The 17,202-nt window shown below is 60.7% G+C and carries 14 protein-coding genes; 8 read left to right on the plus strand and 6 right to left on the minus strand.

The window, feature by feature from the left end:
- Position 1 precedes the first annotated feature (1 nt).
- The 4 genes from paaE (at position 2) to PQQ86_RS18365 (ending at position 3,587) form a co-directional block, all read left to right on the plus strand.
- Complete coding sequence (gene paaE / locus PQQ86_RS18350) at positions 2-1,090, plus strand: 1,2-phenylacetyl-CoA epoxidase subunit PaaE (RefSeq protein ID WP_408269355.1); 1,089 nt, start codon at positions 2-4, stop codon at positions 1,088-1,090.
- A gap of 153 nt (positions 1,091-1,243) precedes the next feature.
- Positions 1,244-2,053, plus strand: coding sequence for a DUF1835 domain-containing protein (locus PQQ86_RS18355; RefSeq protein ID WP_408269358.1), 810 nt, complete (start codon positions 1,244-1,246; stop codon positions 2,051-2,053).
- A 14-nt stretch (positions 2,054-2,067) separates the two neighbouring features.
- A complete protein-coding gene (locus PQQ86_RS18360) occupies positions 2,068-2,676 on the plus strand; it encodes a TetR/AcrR family transcriptional regulator (protein ID WP_408269361.1) in 609 nt (202 codons plus the stop codon).
- 242 nt (positions 2,677-2,918) lie between these two features.
- Entirely contained in the window at positions 2,919-3,587 is a 669-nt protein-coding gene (locus tag PQQ86_RS18365; protein WP_211706195.1) for a GNAT family N-acetyltransferase, read from the plus strand.
- Positions 3,588-3,667: 80 nt separating this feature from the next.
- On the opposite strand, the gene PQQ86_RS18370 is transcribed toward PQQ86_RS18365, so the two are convergent.
- Positions 3,668-4,165 (minus strand): Lrp/AsnC family transcriptional regulator, encoded by a 498-nt coding sequence (locus tag PQQ86_RS18370; RefSeq protein ID WP_408202638.1) that lies wholly within the window; start codon positions 4,163-4,165, stop codon positions 3,668-3,670.
- 158 nt (positions 4,166-4,323) lie between these two features.
- Between PQQ86_RS18370 and hppD the strand changes: the two genes are divergently transcribed.
- Complete coding sequence (gene hppD / locus PQQ86_RS18375) at positions 4,324-5,421, plus strand: 4-hydroxyphenylpyruvate dioxygenase (protein WP_408202637.1); 1,098 nt, start codon at positions 4,324-4,326, stop codon at positions 5,419-5,421.
- Positions 5,422-5,567: 146 nt separating this feature from the next.
- On the opposite strand, the gene PQQ86_RS18380 is transcribed toward hppD, so the two are convergent.
- Positions 5,568-5,774, minus strand: a complete 207-nt coding sequence (locus tag PQQ86_RS18380; protein WP_408202636.1) for a hypothetical protein — start codon at positions 5,772-5,774, stop codon at positions 5,568-5,570.
- A gap of 349 nt (positions 5,775-6,123) precedes the next feature.
- Between PQQ86_RS18380 and PQQ86_RS18385 the strand changes: the two genes are divergently transcribed.
- Positions 6,124-9,723: an indolepyruvate ferredoxin oxidoreductase family protein gene (locus PQQ86_RS18385; protein WP_408269368.1), complete on the plus strand. Its 3,600-nt coding sequence runs from the start codon at positions 6,124-6,126 to the stop codon at positions 9,721-9,723.
- Between the two features lie 457 nt (positions 9,724-10,180).
- Here the strand turns inward: PQQ86_RS18385 and PQQ86_RS18390 are convergent, their stop codons facing one another.
- The 3 genes from PQQ86_RS18390 to PQQ86_RS18400 form a co-directional block, all read right to left on the minus strand.
- The gene (locus tag PQQ86_RS18390; RefSeq protein WP_408269371.1) at positions 10,181-10,369 is read right to left on the minus strand and encodes a hypothetical protein; all 189 of its coding nucleotides are present in this window, start codon (positions 10,367-10,369) and stop codon (positions 10,181-10,183) included.
- A gap of 24 nt (positions 10,370-10,393) precedes the next feature.
- The gene (locus PQQ86_RS18395; protein WP_175053929.1) at positions 10,394-12,664 is read right to left on the minus strand and encodes an NADP-dependent malic enzyme; all 2,271 of its coding nucleotides are present in this window, start codon (positions 12,662-12,664) and stop codon (positions 10,394-10,396) included.
- Positions 12,665-12,999: 335 nt separating this feature from the next.
- Positions 13,000-14,232, minus strand: coding sequence for an MFS transporter (locus PQQ86_RS18400; protein WP_408269375.1), 1,233 nt, complete (start codon positions 14,230-14,232; stop codon positions 13,000-13,002).
- Between the two features lie 414 nt (positions 14,233-14,646).
- Here PQQ86_RS18400 and PQQ86_RS18405 point away from each other — a divergent pair, with 414 nt between their 5' ends.
- The gene (locus PQQ86_RS18405) at positions 14,647-15,333 is read left to right on the plus strand and encodes an orotate phosphoribosyltransferase (protein WP_408269378.1); all 687 of its coding nucleotides are present in this window, start codon (positions 14,647-14,649) and stop codon (positions 15,331-15,333) included.
- Positions 15,334-15,436: 103 nt separating this feature from the next.
- On the opposite strand, the gene PQQ86_RS18410 is transcribed toward PQQ86_RS18405, so the two are convergent.
- The gene (locus PQQ86_RS18410) at positions 15,437-16,126 is read right to left on the minus strand and encodes a response regulator (RefSeq protein WP_408269381.1); all 690 of its coding nucleotides are present in this window, start codon (positions 16,124-16,126) and stop codon (positions 15,437-15,439) included.
- Between the two features lie 264 nt (positions 16,127-16,390).
- Here PQQ86_RS18410 and PQQ86_RS18415 point away from each other — a divergent pair, with 264 nt between their 5' ends.
- Positions 16,391-16,993: a YbhB/YbcL family Raf kinase inhibitor-like protein gene (locus PQQ86_RS18415; protein ID WP_408269384.1), complete on the plus strand. Its 603-nt coding sequence runs from the start codon at positions 16,391-16,393 to the stop codon at positions 16,991-16,993.
- Positions 16,994-17,202: the final 209 nt, after the last annotated feature.

A 17,202-nucleotide genomic window follows, 5' to 3' on the forward strand; every position in this document is an offset into this window, starting at 1 on the left:
TATGGCTACCCCGCAATTTCATCCGCTGCGTATCCGCGAAGTGCGGCCGGAAACCGCCGACGCGGTCTCGGTCGCCTTCGAAGTCCCTGTCGAGCTGCGCGACCACTATCGCTTCACGCAGGGCCAGTTCGTCACGCTGAAAACACACATCGACGGTGAGGAAACGCGCCGTTCGTATTCGATCTGCGTCGGCGTCACCGATTACGATCGCGACGGCGAACTGCGCATCGGCATCAAGCGCGTGCGCGGCGGGCGTTTCTCGAACTTCGCGTTCGACACGCTGCAACCCGGCCACACCCTCGACGTGATGACGCCGGACGGCCGCTTCTTCACCCACCTCAATGCCGACCAGGGCCAGCAGTACATCGCGTTTTCCGGCGGCTCGGGCATCACGCCGGTACTCGCGATCATCAAGACCACGCTGGAAGTCGAGCCGCGCAGCACCTTCACGCTGGTGTACGGCAATCGCAGCGTCGATCAGATCATGTTCGCGGAAGAACTCGAAGATCTGAAGAACCGCTTCATGAACCGCTTCGTGCTCTATCACGTGCTGTCGGACGACTTGCAGGACGTCGAGTTGTTCAACGGCGTGCTCGACCAGGAGAAGTGCGCCGCCTTCATCGAAAACCTGCTTCCGGCCGATGCAATCGACGAAGCCTTCATCTGCGGCCCTGGCCCGATGATGGATGCGGCCGAAGCCGCGCTGAAAGCCGCAGGCGTGCCTTCGGCGAAAGTGCATGTGGAACGCTTCGGTTCGCCGCTGCCGCAAGCGGGCGTGCCGCCGGTCGAAATCACCGACGACACCCCGGCCGCCGACCTCGAAATCGTCCTCGACGGGAAAAGGCGCAAGCTGCGCCTGCCGTATCAGGGCGTAAGCGTGCTCGACGTTGGCTTGCGTGCCGGCCTCGCACTGCCTTACGCGTGCAAGGGCGGCGTTTGCTGCACCTGCCGCGCCAAGGTGCTCGAAGGCGAGGTGAAGATGGAAAAGAACTACACCCTGGAAGAACACGAAATCCGCGACGGTTTCGTGCTGACCTGCCAATGCCATCCGATCAGCGATCGCGTGGTGGTGAGTTACGACGAGCGTTGAGTCGAGCGCGGCGGGTGGCCATGCGACGCCCGCAACGCTTTCAGCAGGTCCGCGATGCGCTTACACTAGGGGCCGCTTGCGATCGGACATCTGTCCCGATCGATGAGCGACCCCTTTTGCTATTTGCGTTTTTGCCAGCCCAAGCCACTGCCGATGAGCACCATCCACCTCACCAACGGCGATGTCGCCGCCGAATCACTGCGCGCCGCGCTAGCCGAGGCGGGCCGCGATCGCGTGCACGCACTGCGCGACGATCTGGCGGTTGGTCCTCTGCGCGGCATCGACGACGGACCCGACGTGCGAGCAGAGTTCTGGGACCGTGTCAGCGCGGACACGAGGCGCGATTTTCTTCGCGAGTTCCGCGAGCAGGCCGCAGCGCTAGAGAACATCGCGCGGGGCGACGCGAACCTGGTGGTCTGGCACGGCGAAAGCGCTGCCGATCAATTGATGCTGCGCCGCGTCTGCTACTACCTGCGCAACAGCCCGCAACGGCTGAATGAAGTGCGTCTGTCGATTCGCGACCTCACCGATCCGGGCGCATGGGCGCACAGCCGCAAAGATCGCGCGACGTCCGTCGGCATGTTCGCGCCGACTGTCCTGCAAGGGCGTCTACACGACGCGGCGCCGATTTCAGTTCTGCGCATCAGCCGACTCGCGCTCGAATGGCAGGAAGCCAAGCACGCAAACGGCGAGACGCGCCGCTGGCGCGACAACACTTTCACGAGCGGCAACTTCGCCGATCTGGACGCACTGATTCTCGATCACGTCACGGGTGACTGGCAGCCCGCCGCACGCGTTGCTGCGGAACTGATGACCGCCGAACTCAGTTATCTGGTGAGCGACAGCATCGTGCTGTGGCGCTTCCGCGAACTGGCCGCAATCCGTCGCATCAAGCTGCGTGGCGACGCGAGCACATGGCGCACGCTGGAACTATCTGCGGCGTTTGCCCCCTGTCCACACTAATAAAATAGACAACCATGGCCCGCACCCGAGCCCCCGACCACGAAACCCAACGCGACCAGATTCTCGAACTCGCCGCGGAGAAATTCGCCCAGACCAGCTACCCGAGCACCTCGATGGCCGATCTCGCGGCCGCGAGCGGCACCTCGAAAGCGCGCCTGTACCACTATTACGCGAGCAAGGAAGCGATCCTGTTCGATCTGTTGGACCGCTACACAAAGCGGCTGATGCTGATCATCGCGGAGGTGGAAGGCGCGAGCCAACGCCGCGGACTGTCCGAGCGGGACACCTTCGCCGAGCTGATCCGGGCGTTTCTATCCGAGTACGAGACGTCGCACAGCCGGCACGTCGCGCTCCTGAACGACGTGAAGTATCTGGTCGATACCCAGCGCGAGGTCATCCTGAACCGCCAACGCGACGTTGTCGCGGCATTTGCGCGGCAACTGGCGCGCGCCTATCCGCAACGCGCCACTCGCGAAAACCAGACCGCGCTAACGATGATGGTGTTCGGCATGATCAACTGGACGTTCACGTGGCTCAAGCCGGACGGCCGGATGGGCTACCGGGAATTCGCCGAGCAGGTAGTCGATATGGTGGATCACGGACTGAGTTCTGCCGAAGGCTGATTGCGCACGGCAGCATTGTTCAGAGGAAATAATTGCCACGAGTTGCCTAGGCGCGACATCTTGTCGCGAACGCCCGTTCAATTTATTTCTGATTAATAATCAATGCTTTAAAAATAGGGCGCTAACTTTCTAGACATTGCCCTCAGTTTTTGATACGGGTTTTCCCTAGTACGAGATCGGCATATCCGCTAAAATCGTTTTTGCGGTGCACCATACCGCTCGATTAAAAGGAGAACCCGACCATGAACATGATTACACCCCGCGCCGCTGAGCCGATCGTCGCGCACGATCGTCCGTTGCAGCCAGGCGGTCGTGCGCCTGCTCTGGTCCGTGAGCTCACCGCCATTGATCGCGAACGGCTGCTGACCCATTTCCTCGCGCTCGGCGAAGACGACCGCCTTCTGCGCTTCGGCCAGATCGTGCCGAACCACGTCATTGAAAACTACGTCCGCGCGATCGATTTCACGCGCGACACGGTCTTCGGCGTGTTCGACAGTCAGTTGCAACTCACCGGCGTCGGCCATCTGGCGTATCTGCCGGCCGAAGGCGACAAGCGCACCGCTGAATTCGGCGTGTCGGTGCTGGAAAGCGTTCGCGGGCAAGGTATTGGCTCGAAGCTCTTCGAGCGCGCCGCCATCCGCAGCCGCAATACGCATGTCACCACGCTTTACATGCATTGCCTGTCGCGCAATTCGACCATGATGCACATCGCGAAGAAGGCCGGCATGAAGATCGAATACGCGTACGGCGAAGCAGACGCCTATCTGACGCTGTCGCCGGCGGACCAAACGAGCATCATCGCTGAAATGCTGCAGGAGCAAGCCGCCGTGTTCGACTACGCACTCAAGCGCCAGGCACGTCAGGCGTCGAAGTTGTTCGAATCGTTCATGCCGGCAGCAGAGGCCGCTTAACCGGTCCGCGCTTCAGGCAAAAAAGGGCGGCCTCACGGCTGCCCTTTTTGTTTGCCCGTCGCCTAACCATCGCCTGGCGCTCACAAAATCGGTAGCGCCGTCGTCTCCTTGAACTTCTCGAGCGAAAAGCTCGTCTTCACGTCGATTACTGAGGGATGGTGCAGCAACTGGTCCTGGACGAAGCGTGAAAAGTGCGCCATATCCTCGACCTGCACACGCAGCAGGTAATCCATGTCGCCCGTCATCGCGTGACATGCGACCACTTCCGGCCACGTCTGCACTGCCGCGCGAAACAGATCGGCATGCGTAGCGTCGCCGCGCGGACTGAGTCCTGGACCGCTGCGCTTTTCCAGTCGCACGTTGACGTAGGCGAGCAGATCGAGCCCAAGCTTTTGCGCATCGAGTAACGCGACATAGCCGCGAATCACCCCGCTCTCTTCCAACCGACGGATACGCCGTAGACACGGGCTCGGTGACAGGTTGATGCGCTCGGCGATCTCCTGATTCGACAGCCTGCCATTCTCCTGAAGGATTGCCAGAATGCGTCTATCGATGGCGTCTATCTCTATTTTGGCCATTTTCTGCCGTCCATGCGATAAATTGAGCTATAAAATAGCCCAAGCGTATCGGCGCGCGGTTAAGTTCGCAAGTTTTCGTCGCCAGCCGGCCTTTACACTTGCGTCATTCAGTCGCGCCAACTCGCATACCCCGCGCCGGCGCTCATGGGAGACAGACAATGCAGGTTTCAACTTGGGAAAACCCGGTCGGCACGGACGGCTTCGAATTCATCGAATACACCGCACCGGATCCGAAGGCGCTCGGCAAGCTGTTCGAACAGATGGGCTTCACCGCTGTCGCCCGGCATCGTCACAAAGACGTGACGCTGTATCGCCAGGGTGAAATCAACTTCATCGTCAACGGGGAACAGGATTCGTTCGCGCAACGTTTCACGCGCCTGCATGGCCCGTCGATCTGCGCCATCGCGTTCCGTGTGCAGGACGCGGCGAAGGCTTACCAGCAGGCCCTGGAAAAAGGCGCCTGGGGCTTCGATAACAAGACCGGCCCGATGGAACTGAACATCCCGGCGATCAAGGGCATCGGCGACTCGCTGATCTATTTTGTCGACCGCTGGCGCGGCAAGAACGGTGCTGAGTCGGGCACTATCGGCAACATCGATATTTACGACGTCGACTTCGAACCGATCCCGGGCGCGAACCCGAACCCTGTCGGCCACGGTCTGACCTACATCGACCATCTGACGCACAACGTCCATCGCGGCCGCATGCAGGAATGGGCGGAGTTCTATGAGCGTCTGTTCAATTTCCGGGAAGTGCGTTACTTCGACATCGAAGGCAAAGTGACCGGCGTGAAATCGAAGGCGATGACCTCGCCGTGCGGCAAAATCCGCATTCCGATCAATGAGGAAGGGTCAGACGTAGCCGGTCAGATCCAGGAGTATCTGGACCAGTACCACGGCGAAGGCATCCAGCATATCGCGCTGGGCAGCAACGACATCTACCGCACGGTTGACGGTTTGCGCGCGGCGAACATCTCGCTGCTCGATACGATCGACACGTACTATGAACTGGTCGATCGGCGTGTGCCGAATCACGGCGAGCCGCTCGACGAATTGCGTAAGCGCAAGATCCTGATCGACGGCGCGCCGGACGACTTGCTGCTGCAGATATTCACCGAAAACCAGATCGGACCGATCTTTTTCGAGATCATCCAGCGCAAGGGCAATCAAGGATTCGGCGAGGGCAACTTCAAGGCGCTGTTCGAATCGATCGAATTGGATCAGATCCGCCGTGGCGTGGTTCAGGACAAGGCCTAATGACCAACGGGTAACGGTCCACACGGAATCTGAGAGATATTAAAAAGGGCGAAGGATCTTGCGATCCTCGCCCTTCGTCGTTTATGCCGCTGTCCGAAGCCCGGACAACTGCCGATTTTCAACCGATGCGCCGCTTCAGCGATGCATCACGAATTCTGGTCTTCCTCGTCGGCCTTTGTGGATCGTGCAATGCGCTCCACCGCAATGCGTGCCGGCGCGACCTGCGCCGTGCTGGTGATCGCATTCGACAGCGCCCCTGCGCTGCTCGAGCCTGTATTCGAGCGCACCGGTGCGCTCATGGCGAAAAATGCGGCCGAAACCATCAGGAAGGTCTGGATGTTTCTAGTGTTCATGCGTACTCCTTTTCTAACTGCCCTGCTGTCCTGAAGCTCCACCGAATGCGGAGCGTTGCGCAGACATCGCTCGCAGGTGGGGTGTTAGACAGACATTTCAACTGCGGTTCCCCAGATTTGTAGTTTTTACAGCTTGTTACAGGGTGATTGCGCCACAGGAAGCCGCTCGGCGCGTTCAACGCAAGTCGAGCGCTGCAATGTCGCCTTTCTGGCGCGCTGCGGCGGGTTTTCACCAGTGCTACCATCACTTAAAACACGTCAATATGGCGACCCCGGCCCCAAGCGTTCACAAGATGCCGCGGCCAAAAAAAGTTTTGGTGATCCCAAACTGGTTGGAGGAGTACACATAATGAATGCCCCGCTAGACGCAGGTCAGCGAGCCTCGCTCGAAGCCGCGCTATCTTCCGTCACGCTCGACGACAAATACACCCTCGAACGCGGCCGCGCGTACATGAGCGGCATCCAGGCGCTGGTTCGTCTGCCGATGCTCCAGCAGGAACGCGACGGGGCGGCCGGGCTCAATACCGCCGGCTTTATCTCCGGTTACCGCGGATCGCCACTCGGCGGACTCGACCAATCCTTGTGGAAAGCGAAGCAACATCTCGCCGCGCACCAGGTCGTATTCCAGCCCGGCGTCAACGAAGACCTCGCGGCGACCTCCGTGTGGGGTTCACAGCAGGTCAATCTGTACCCCAGCGCCAAGTACGATGGCGTGTTCTCGATGTGGTACGGCAAAGGCCCGGGCGTCGACCGTTCCGGTGACGTCTTCAAGCACGGCAATTCGGCCGGCTCGGCGCAACACGGCGGCGTTCTCGTGCTCGCCGGCGACGACCACGCCGCAAAATCCTCGACACTCGCGCACCAGTCGGAACACATCTTCAAGGCCTGTGGCCTGCCGGTGCTGTTCCCGTCGAACGTGCAGGAATATCTGGACTTCGGCCTGCACGGCTGGGCGATGAGCCGTTATTCCGGCCTGTGGGTCGCGATGAAGTGCGTGACCGACGTGGTCGAATCGTCGGCTTCGGTCGACATCGATCCGCACCGCACGAAAATCATTCTGCCGGACGACTTCGCGATGCCCGAAGGCGGCCTGAACATCCGCTGGCCGGATCCGCCGCTGGTGCAGGAAGCGCGTCTACTCGACTACAAGTGGTACGCGGCGCTTGCATATGTGCGTGCGAACAAACTGGACCGCGTCGAAATCGATTCACCGCATGCGCGCTTCGGCATCATGACCGGCGGCAAGGCATACCTCGACGTGCGTCAGGCGCTGACCGATCTCGGTCTCGATGACGAAACCTGCTCACGCATCGGTATCCGTCTGTACAAGGTCGGCTGTGTATGGCCGCTCGAGGCGCAAGGTGCGCAAGCCTTCGCACGCGGTCTCGATGAAATTCTGGTGGTTGAAGAAAAGCGCCAGATTCTCGAATACGCGATCAAGGAAGAACTGTACAACTGGCCCGATGCGCAGCGTCCGCGCGTATTCGGCAAGTTTGATGAAAAGGACGGCGCGGGTGGCGAATGGTCCGTGCCGATGGGCAACTGGCTGCTGCCGGCGCACTACGAACTCTCGCCGGCGATCATCGCCAAGGCGATCGCCACGCGGCTCGACAAGTTTGATCTGCCGTCCGACGTGCGCGCGCGCATTGCGACGCGCATCGCGGTAATCGAAGCGAAGGAAAAGGCCTTGGCGCGTCCGCGCGTCGAAGCCGAGCGCAAGCCGTGGTTCTGTTCCGGCTGCCCACACAACACGTCGACGAACGTGCCGGAAGGTTCGCGCGCGATGGCCGGCATCGGCTGCCACTACATGACCGTGTGGATGGACCGCAGCACCAGCACCTTCAGCCAGATGGGCGGCGAAGGCGTCGCGTGGATCGGCCAGGCGCCGTTCACCAACGATAAGCACGTATTCGCCAACCTCGGTGACGGCACCTACTTTCACTCGGGCCTGCTTGCGATTCGCGCGGCGATCGCCTCGAAGGCGAACATCACCTACAAGATTCTCTATAACGACGCGGTCGCGATGACCGGCGGCCAGCCGGTCGACGGCGTGCTGACCGTGCCGCAGATTACGCATCAACTCGCCGCCGAAGGCGCGACGAAGATCGTGATCGTCACAGATGAACCGGAGAAGTACAACGCGAACGTCGGTCTAGCACCCGGCATCGACATTCACCATCGCGACAAGCTCGATGAAGTTCAGCGCCAGCTTCGCGAGATTTCCGGCACAACGATCCTGATCTACGACCAGACCTGCGCGACGGAGAAACGCCGCCGCAGGAAACGCGGCACGTATCCGGATCCGGCGCGCCGTGTCGTGATCAACGAAGCGGTGTGCGAAGGCTGCGGCGATTGCTCGGTGAAGTCGAATTGCCTGTCTGTCGAGCCGCTCGATACCGAGTACGGCACCAAGCGCCAGATCAATCAGTCGACCTGCAACAAAGACTTCTCATGCGTGAACGGGTTCTGCCCGAGCTTCGTATCCGTCGAAGGGGGGCAGTTGCGCAAGCCGAAGGCGGCTTCCGGCATTGTCGGTGACGCGATGCCGCCAGTGCCGGAACCCGAACTACCGTCGATCGCGCGCCCTTATGGGGTGCTGGTGACAGGCGTCGGCGGCACGGGCGTCGTAACGATCGGCGCCTTGCTCGGCATGGCCGCGCATCTGGAAAACAAGGGCGTCACGGTACTCGACGTTACCGGCCTCGCGCAAAAGGGCGGTGCCGTGATGAGCCACGTGCAGATCGCTCAGAACCCGGGCGACATTCACGCGACCCGTATCGCAATGGGCGAAGCCAGTCTCGTGATCGGCTGCGACGCGATCGTAACCGCCAGCGACGAATGTGTTTCGCGGATGCAGGTGGGCCGCACCCGTGTCGTGCTCAATAGCGCGCACACACCGACGGCTGAGCTCATCAAGAACCCGAATTGGCGCTTCCCGGGCAGCAGCACCGAAGCGGACGTGCGTGCCGGTGCAGGCGACGAGGGCGTCGATATGGTCGATGCGAATCACTTCGCGGTCGCGCTGCTTGGCGATGCGATCTACACGAATCCGTTCGTGCTCGGCTACGCGTGGCAACGCGGCTGGGTACCGCTGACGTATCAATCGCTGATGCGCGCAATCGAGCTGAACAACGTGCAGATCGAGAAAAACCGTGCGGCATTCGAATGGGGCCGTCGTGCCGCGCACGATCTGGCTTCGGTGCGCACGTTCGCGCACTCGCAAGGACGCGGTGCCGCAGCGGAAACGACGAGCAGCAAGATCATCTCGCTGCACACGCCGAAGGCGCTCGACACGCTGATCGACAAGCGCGCCGCCTACCTTGCGGCATGGCAGAACGAGGCGTATGCCGACCGTTACCGCGCCTTGGTGTCGAAAGTGCGCGTGGCGGAATCGGCACTCGATTCGATCGACGGCCAGTTGCCGTTGACCGAAGCGGTCGCGAAGAATCTGCACAAGCTGATGGCCTACAAGGACGAGTACGAAGTCGCACGGCTTTACAGCGACCCCGCGTTCATCGAAAAACTGAAGGCGAATTTCGAAGGCGACTGGAAGCTGCACATTCACCTCGCGCCGCCGACGTTCTCGAAAAAAGACGCACAAGGTCATCTGGTGAAGAAGAAGTACGGACCCTGGGTGTTCAGCGCCATGCACGTGCTCGCAAAACTCAAGTTCCTGCGTGGGACCGCGTTCGACGTGTTCGGCAAGACGGAGGAGCGTCGCACGGAGCGTGCGTTGATCGTCGAGTACGAGGCACTGGTGCGCGAGCTGATCGGCGCCCTGACCGCGCAGAAGCGTGAACTGGCGGTCGAACTGGCGGATCTGCCGGACGGCATCCGCGGCTACGGGCACGTGAAGGAAAATAATCTGAAGGGTGTGCGAGTCAAATGGAACGACTTGCTGACGCGCTGGCGTTCGCCGGAAACGGGAAAGTCGCAGCACGCAGCGTGATCTTGCCGGCATGACCGGCTGACATTGGCCTGAAATGGAAAAGGCGGCTGTCCTCGCGGACAGTCGCCTTTTTTTGCCTGTTTCGACACGTGATGCGTGTGTACAAGAACAAGCGGTACTGCTCCTTCCAACAACACAACAACAACCAACCAAAAACAACCAACCAAAAACAAACAACCAAAAACAAACAACTACCAGACTGCAACTACGAACTACTACTGCAACTACCCACTGCCACTTCAACAACCAACTGCTACTGCTACTACCGACAACAACAACACACACTTACTACCAGTACTGCAACCCATTGGTACTTCTGTCTTCATCACCAGAACTACTTTTAATGCCACTACAAACTTCTCAACACGAGAGGAAGCGCAGCGCCAGACGAGACGCAAAGGATTGACCAGCCGACTGTTCCGTTGCCATCGCGATGTGCCGCGCTTCAGAAGTAACTTTACAAAAGTGTCACAGCGAATCGAATAGGAGCATTCTTAAATGCTCGCTTAGCGCCATAAGAATTTCTCAGACCAACGACCATCAGCATAAGAATCCGCACATAAAAAAACGCCACGGAATCGACTTCCGTGGCGTTCTCACAGGCTTGCCGCAAACGCCGCAATACGCGCGGCGTCACTTCAACCATCAACCTATCCGCATGACTGCGCGCTCACCCCTTGCGTGCGTTTGCCGAAGCCACCGCCGTCATGTTGATGATCCGGCGCACGGTCGCGGCCGGCGTCAGGATGTGCACCGGCTTTTCCGCGCCCAGCAGGAACGGACCGACCGTCACGCCTTCGCCGCCGATCATCTTCAGCAGGTTGTACGTGATGTTTGCCGCTTCCACGTTCGGCATGATCAGCAGGTTCGCTTCGCCGGTCAGTGTCGTGCCCGGGAACGCGGCCTTGCGGACTGCTTCCGACAGCGCCGCGTCGCCGTGCATCTCACCGTCGATCTCGAGCGAAGGCGCACGTTCAGCGATCAACTTGCGAGCTGCGGCCATACGTTGCGACGACGAAGACGGTGCGCTACCGAAGTTCGAATTCGACAGCAACGCCACCTTCGGCGTGATGCCAAATTTTTCGATTTCGCGCGAGGCCAGCATCGTCATGTCGGCGAGCTGTTCGGCGGTCGGCGTTTCGTTCACGTACGTGTCGCAGATGAACAGATTGCGGCCCGGCAACATCAGCAGGTTCATTGCAGCGAAGTTCTGCACGTTGTCTGCCTTACCCAGCACCTGTTCGATGAACTTCAGATGCGCGTGGTACTGGCCGATCATCCCGCAGATCATGCCGTCGGCCTGGCCAAGGCGCACGAGGATCGCGCCGATCAGCGTGTTGAACTTACGCATCGCGGCCTTCGCGACGTCCGGCGTTACGCCTTCGCGCGCGCCGAGTTCGTGATACGCCTGCCAGCATTGCTGATAGCGCGGATCGTCTTCCGGATCGACAACCTCGAAGTCCTCGCCGCACTTCAGCTTCGAGCCCATCTTCTTCAGACGCATCTCGATCACTGACGGACGGCCGACCAGGATCGGCTTGGCAATCTTTTCCAGCAGCACGAATTGCGCGGCGCGCAGCACGCGCTCGTCTTCACCTTCGGCGAACACGATACGAGCCGGCTCCGACTTCGCTGCCGCGAACACCGGACGCATCACCATGCCGGTGCGGTACACGGTGGTGCCGAGTTCTTCGCGGTACGCGTCCATGTCCTTGATCGGACGGGTCGCGACGCCCGAATCCATCGCGGCTTGCGCGACAGCCGGCGCAATCTTGATGATCAGGCGCGGATCGAACGGCTTCGGAATCAGGTATTCCGGGCCGAATTCGAGCGAGTGGCCTTCGTACGCCTTGGCGACTTCATCGCCCTGGTCGGTTTCTTCTGCCAGCTCCGCAATCGCGCGCACGCACGCGAGCTTCATTTCTTCCGTGATCGTGGTTGCGCCGACATCCAGCGCGCCGCGGAAGATGAACGGGAAGCACAGCACGTTGTTGACCTGGTTCGGGTAGTCCGAACGGCCCGTTGCGATAATGCAGTCCGGGCGTACCTTCTTTGCTTCTTCCGGGCGAATTTCCGGTTCCGGATTCGCCAGCGCCAGAATCAACGGCTGGGTGCCCATTTCGACGACCATTTCCGGCTTCAGCACGCCGGCGCTCGAGCAGCCGAGGAACACGTCAGCGCCGCGAATCGCGTCAGCCAATGTGCGCGCTTCGGTGTTCGCCGCGTAACGTTCCTTCGACGGATCCAGATTGCCGCGGCCTTCGTAGATCACACCCTTCGAGTCCGTGACCAGCACGTTCTTTTTCGACAAGCCCAGATTCACCAGCAGATCCAGACACGCGATGGCCGCTGCGCCCGCGCCCGAACACACCAGCTTCACTTCGTCGAGCTTCTTGCCGACCACTTTCAGGCCGTTCAGGATTGCCGCCGAAGCGATGATCGCGGTGCCGTGCTGATCGTCGTGGAAGACCGGAATCTTCATGCGCTCGCGCAGCTTCTTTTCGATGTAGAAGCACTCAGGCGCCTTGATGTCTTCGAGATTGATACCGCCCAACGTAGGCTCGAGCATCGCGATCGCTTCGACCAGCTTGTCCGGGTCGGACTCGCTAAGCTCGATGTCGAACACGTCGATGCCGGCGAACTTCTTGAACAGGCAACCCTTGCCCTCCATCACCGGCTTCGCGGCGAGCGGGCCGATATTGCCGAGACCGAGCACGGCCGTACCGTTCGTGATCACGCCGACGAGGTTGCCGCGCGAGGTGTACTTCTGCGCGTCGAGCGGGTCTTCGTAGATCGCCATGCAGGCCGCGGCGACGCCCGGTGAGTACGCGAGCGACAAGTCGAGCTGATTCGACAGTGGCTTGGTGGGCGTGACCGAAATCTTGCCGGGCTTCGGAAACTGGTGGTAGGCGAGAGCGCTTTGCTTAAGTTGTTCGTCCATTTTTTAGCCTGCGAGACGTAAGTAATTGGGCCCGGCACACTGCACCGTTGGCGTCGCGTACGTCTATCGAAGGGATAATCGACTGCGGCGGTTTTCGCATGCGCCGGTTGGGCGCGGCGTCGAACCTCGGCGGGGGGCAAGACGGTGCGGAGTGCTACGCGGGTCGGTTAGTGTACACCCCGAATGCGTCGATACACTGAGTGGTTAACATGGCTCGCCATCGGCGAAACACCGGCCAGCAATGCTGCAGCGCCGCATCCAGTGGTCATCGAACGGATGGCCGCACGTGCCGCATGTCCTGGTCAAGCATGGATCAGACGCGAGTCACGCACATATCATTCGAGCTCGGCGCCGCGTCGCTCGGGGATCAGAAAGAGGGTTGCGAAGATGTCGAGCAGATAGATCGACGCGAGCAAAGCGAGCGCGGCGCTGAACGAATAGCGTGCGGCCAATGCGCCTACGACCACTGGCCCAAAACCTCCAACCGCCCGGCCGACGTTGAACAGCACGTTCTGCGCGGTGGCGCGTGCATCGGTCGGATAAAGCTCGGAGATCAGCGCACCATAGCCTCCGATCATCCCGTTGACGAACACGCCCATCGCCGCGCCGCCGATCAGCAGCGCCATCGGCGTGCTCAGATGGGCGTACACGAATACCATCACCACCGCGCCCACCTGGTAGAAGAGGAACGTCGGCTTGCGGCCGAGACGGTCGGCGGCCATGCCGAACAGCCAGATGCCGCACGCCATGCCGAGAACCGTCACGGCGGTCCACACGCCGGACCTGGTCAGCGAATAGCCGAACGTCTTCGACAAATAGCTCGGAAGCCAGATCATCAGACCGTAATAGCCGAAGTTTTGTACCGAACAGAGAATCGCGACACCGATGCTGGCGCGCGCGGTGCGTCCATCGGCCACTAGCAATCTGAGCGGCAGCTTGCGCATTCCACGTGCGACGCGCGCGGTAAACAGCGCCGGCTCCTCGACGCGGCGCCGCACGAAAAACGACACCACGGCAGGCAGCAATCCAAGCGCGAACATGCCGCGCCAGCCGATCACCGGCAGCAGGAGCGGCGTCAACAACGCGGCCGCGAGCACCCCGAGTTGCCATCCCAGCCCGACATAGGAGGACACACGCGCCCGCTGCGACGCCGGCCACGCCTCGGCCACCAGCGTCATGCCGATGCCGAACTCGCCGCCGAGACCAATCCCTGCAATCGTGCGATAAGCCAGCAGGTCGGTATAACCCTGCGCCAGCGCGCACAGTCCGGTGAAGACGGCGAAGATCAGAATCGTCCACGTCAACATCCGCACGCGGCCGTAATAGTCGCTCAACACGCCGAAAATCAGGCCGCCGGCCACCGCGCCGATCAGCGTCCACGTCACGAGCGAACCGGCTTGCGCGGAACTCAGATGCAGATCTGCGGCAATCACCGGCAACATGAAACCGAGGATCAGCAGATCGAAGCCGTCCATTGCATAACCGAGCACCGAGGCGATCAGCGCCCGACCGGCATAGCCGCTCCTGGCAGTTTCACGGGTCTCGGTGGCAGAAGAAGCGGCAGTCATTGAAAGCATTCCGTAGGACATGGAGGCGGCAACCCTGCGAGGCCGCTCAGCAAATTCGCGTGAGTGTAAAGGCGCGCCAGGCCGCTCACAAGGAGGCCAAAAAGCAGGCCAAAAAGCAGGCCGAAAAACAGCCCGGAAAGCAGCAGCAATACGGCTCTGGACGAACCACGCAAGCCCTGTTCAGTGCGGCCGTTATGACCGTCATTCGCTGCCGGCACGCACGACGGCCTCCTAGGGAAGGCCCGTTTCGGGTAAAATGTCGGGCTACGCGCGCAGCAAAAACTGGCCTGCACTCCACTGACCAGTTGCGTATTTGCCTATCAAGGCACCGCCCATCATGGCGCGGTATACCCAGTTTGCTGCGCCACCGGGCCTCGCGCCCGCTTCTCCTCGCTCACACCCAAGGATCCGCCCATGACAGGCTTCGATCGCCAGACGATCTCCGACACGACCGCCAAGATGCTGCTGGAAGTGCAAGCAGTGCACTTCAACGCGGAGAAACCGTACATTTTCACGTCCGGCTGGGCGAGCCCGGTTTATATCGACTGCCGCAAGCTGATCTCGTATCCGCGCGTGCGTCGTGGCCTGATGGAAATGGCCGAAGCCACCATCCTGCGCGACGTCGGCTATGAGCAGATCGACGCGGTCGCCGGTGGCGAAACCGCCGGCATCCCGTTCGCGGCATGGCTGTCCGACCGCCTGATGGTGCCGATGCAATACGTGCGCAAGAAGCCGAAGGGTTTCGGCCGCAACGCGCAGATCGAAGGTTTGCTGACCGAGGGTCAACGCGTCCTGCTGGTCGAAGACTTGACCACGGACAGCCGCAGCAAGATCAACTTTATCAACGCGCTGCGCACTGCTGGCGCGACGGTGAACCATTGCTTCGTGCTGTTCCACTACAACATTTTCAAGGAAAGCGTGTCGGTGCTGAAAGACATCGACGTCGATCTGCACGCGCTTGCCACGTGGTGGGACGTGCTGCGGATCGCCAAGGCCAACAATTACTTCGACACCAAAACGCTCGACGAAGTGGAAAAATTCCTGCACGCGCCGGCCGAATGGTCCGCGGCACACGGCGGCGCCAACGCGACGCCGCAGTAAGCGCAACTGCTTGATCCGGATGGAATGAAAAGGCCGCCTGTCGAATGAGACAGGCGGCCTTTTTTCATTGATCTCGCCCAGCCGGGCGAAGGGTTGAGCGCGATTAGGATGCGTTCCCGGTATTGTCGACCGAATGCGACGAGAGATTCAGCAAGCCGTTGCTCTGCGCGTACTGGAACAACTCCGAATCGCGATCGATGCCGAGCTTGCGCATCGCCGTGTTCTTCTGCGTGCTGATCGTCTTGATGCTGCGATTGAGTTGCTCCGCAATCTCCTTGATCGTCATGCCGGACACGAACAGGCGCACCACCTCGAGTTCGCGCCGCGACAGCATTACATCTTCGTTCTTGCCGCCGGCATTCATGCGCAGCGTATCGAGCGACGCCTTGACCGACGGGCTCATGTATTCCAGGTTACGGCTGACGTGCTGCACCGCGAGCCCAATGTGACTCAGATCGTCAGATTTATTGACGACCGAAGTCACGCCGAGCTCGCTCAAGCGTTTGAGCAACGCGGCGTTTTCCAGCATCGTCAGCACAACGATGGGAAGGTCGGGAAAATTGCGGCGCAGATAGCCGATCAACGGCAAACCGTCACCATATTGGCCGCCTGGCATGGCCAGATCCGTGACGAGCACATCGCACGCAACGGTTTGCAGCACCTTCACCAGTTCGGTTGACTGTCGCGCGCGCGCGACGACCTGCAGGCCTGGAAACTTGAGCAAAGCTTGTTCGGCGCCGAACAGAATCACCGGATGGTCGTCGGCGACCACGACCCTGACTGGATCTTGCATTGCCCTCCCCTCGACAGATAAACCACTCTCCAAAACTTCTGACATGCCTTTCTATTCTTGGTACTTGAACTGATCGGGCACGCGCCTATATTCGCGCGAATAATTCCTCCGACTATAGCCGATTTCGCATCCTCCAAGCCCGCCGGCAGCAACAATGATCCGTCGCAAAGCGAATGTTAGACTTGATTCGACCCTGGGGCACAAAATAGGGACAATAATCCTCGCGAGGACAACCGCCTCGCGCCCTGACAGGAGAACCGGCACATGCGCTCGCGTTGCCTGGTTGTTTCGCTTGCTTCGCCATTCCGTCGTATGCCGTCCCTCACCTGCGCGATGCTGGGGCTCGCGCTATTCGCGGCGCATGGTCCTGACGCATTCGCCGAGGGTATGTTCACGCTGACCAGCACCAGCTTCCGCGCGGGCGGTACCGTGGACGCGGCTCAGGTTTTCGATCAGGACGACTGCAAGGGCGGCAATCGCTCGCCGCAATTGACATGGCACGATGCGCCGGCCGGTACGCGCAGCTTCGCGGTCACGGTGTTCGACCAGGATGCGCCCGGCCGCGGCTGGTGGCACTGGGCCGTGGCGGCCATTCCGTCCACCGTCGACAGCTTGCCGGAAAACGCCAGCTCGTCGGGCTTCCTGAAGAAACTCGGCGCGGTCGAAGCACGCAACGACTTCGATATCGACGGCTACGGTGGCCCCTGCCCGCCACCCGGCAAACCTCATCGCTATATCGTCACCGTCTATGCGCTGAGCACCGCGGACCTGCGCCTCGCTCAAGGACGCCCGGCGCTCATGTTCGATCACGAGATCGGCACCGCCACGCTTGGCAGCGCGCGGATGGTGGTGAGCTACGGGCGATAGCTGCAGCCGTCTACATCTGATTCGAACTGCATCGCCTGCGGGCCGAAACGCGACTCACACGGAGCCGAGTGCCAAGCTCGGACAAGTCGCGCCTTGGGTCGACACAGCGATGGGTGCACGGCTCGCATCGCATTGCTGCCGCCGCGGAATTTCTGTCATCCGCGCACGCTAATGTGCAACAGGGCGGCGCAGACGATGCTTGTCGATGT

The organism is Paraburkholderia sediminicola, from assembly GCF_046026675.1.
Lineage (GTDB): Bacteria > Pseudomonadota > Gammaproteobacteria > Burkholderiales > Burkholderiaceae > Paraburkholderia > Paraburkholderia sediminicola_F.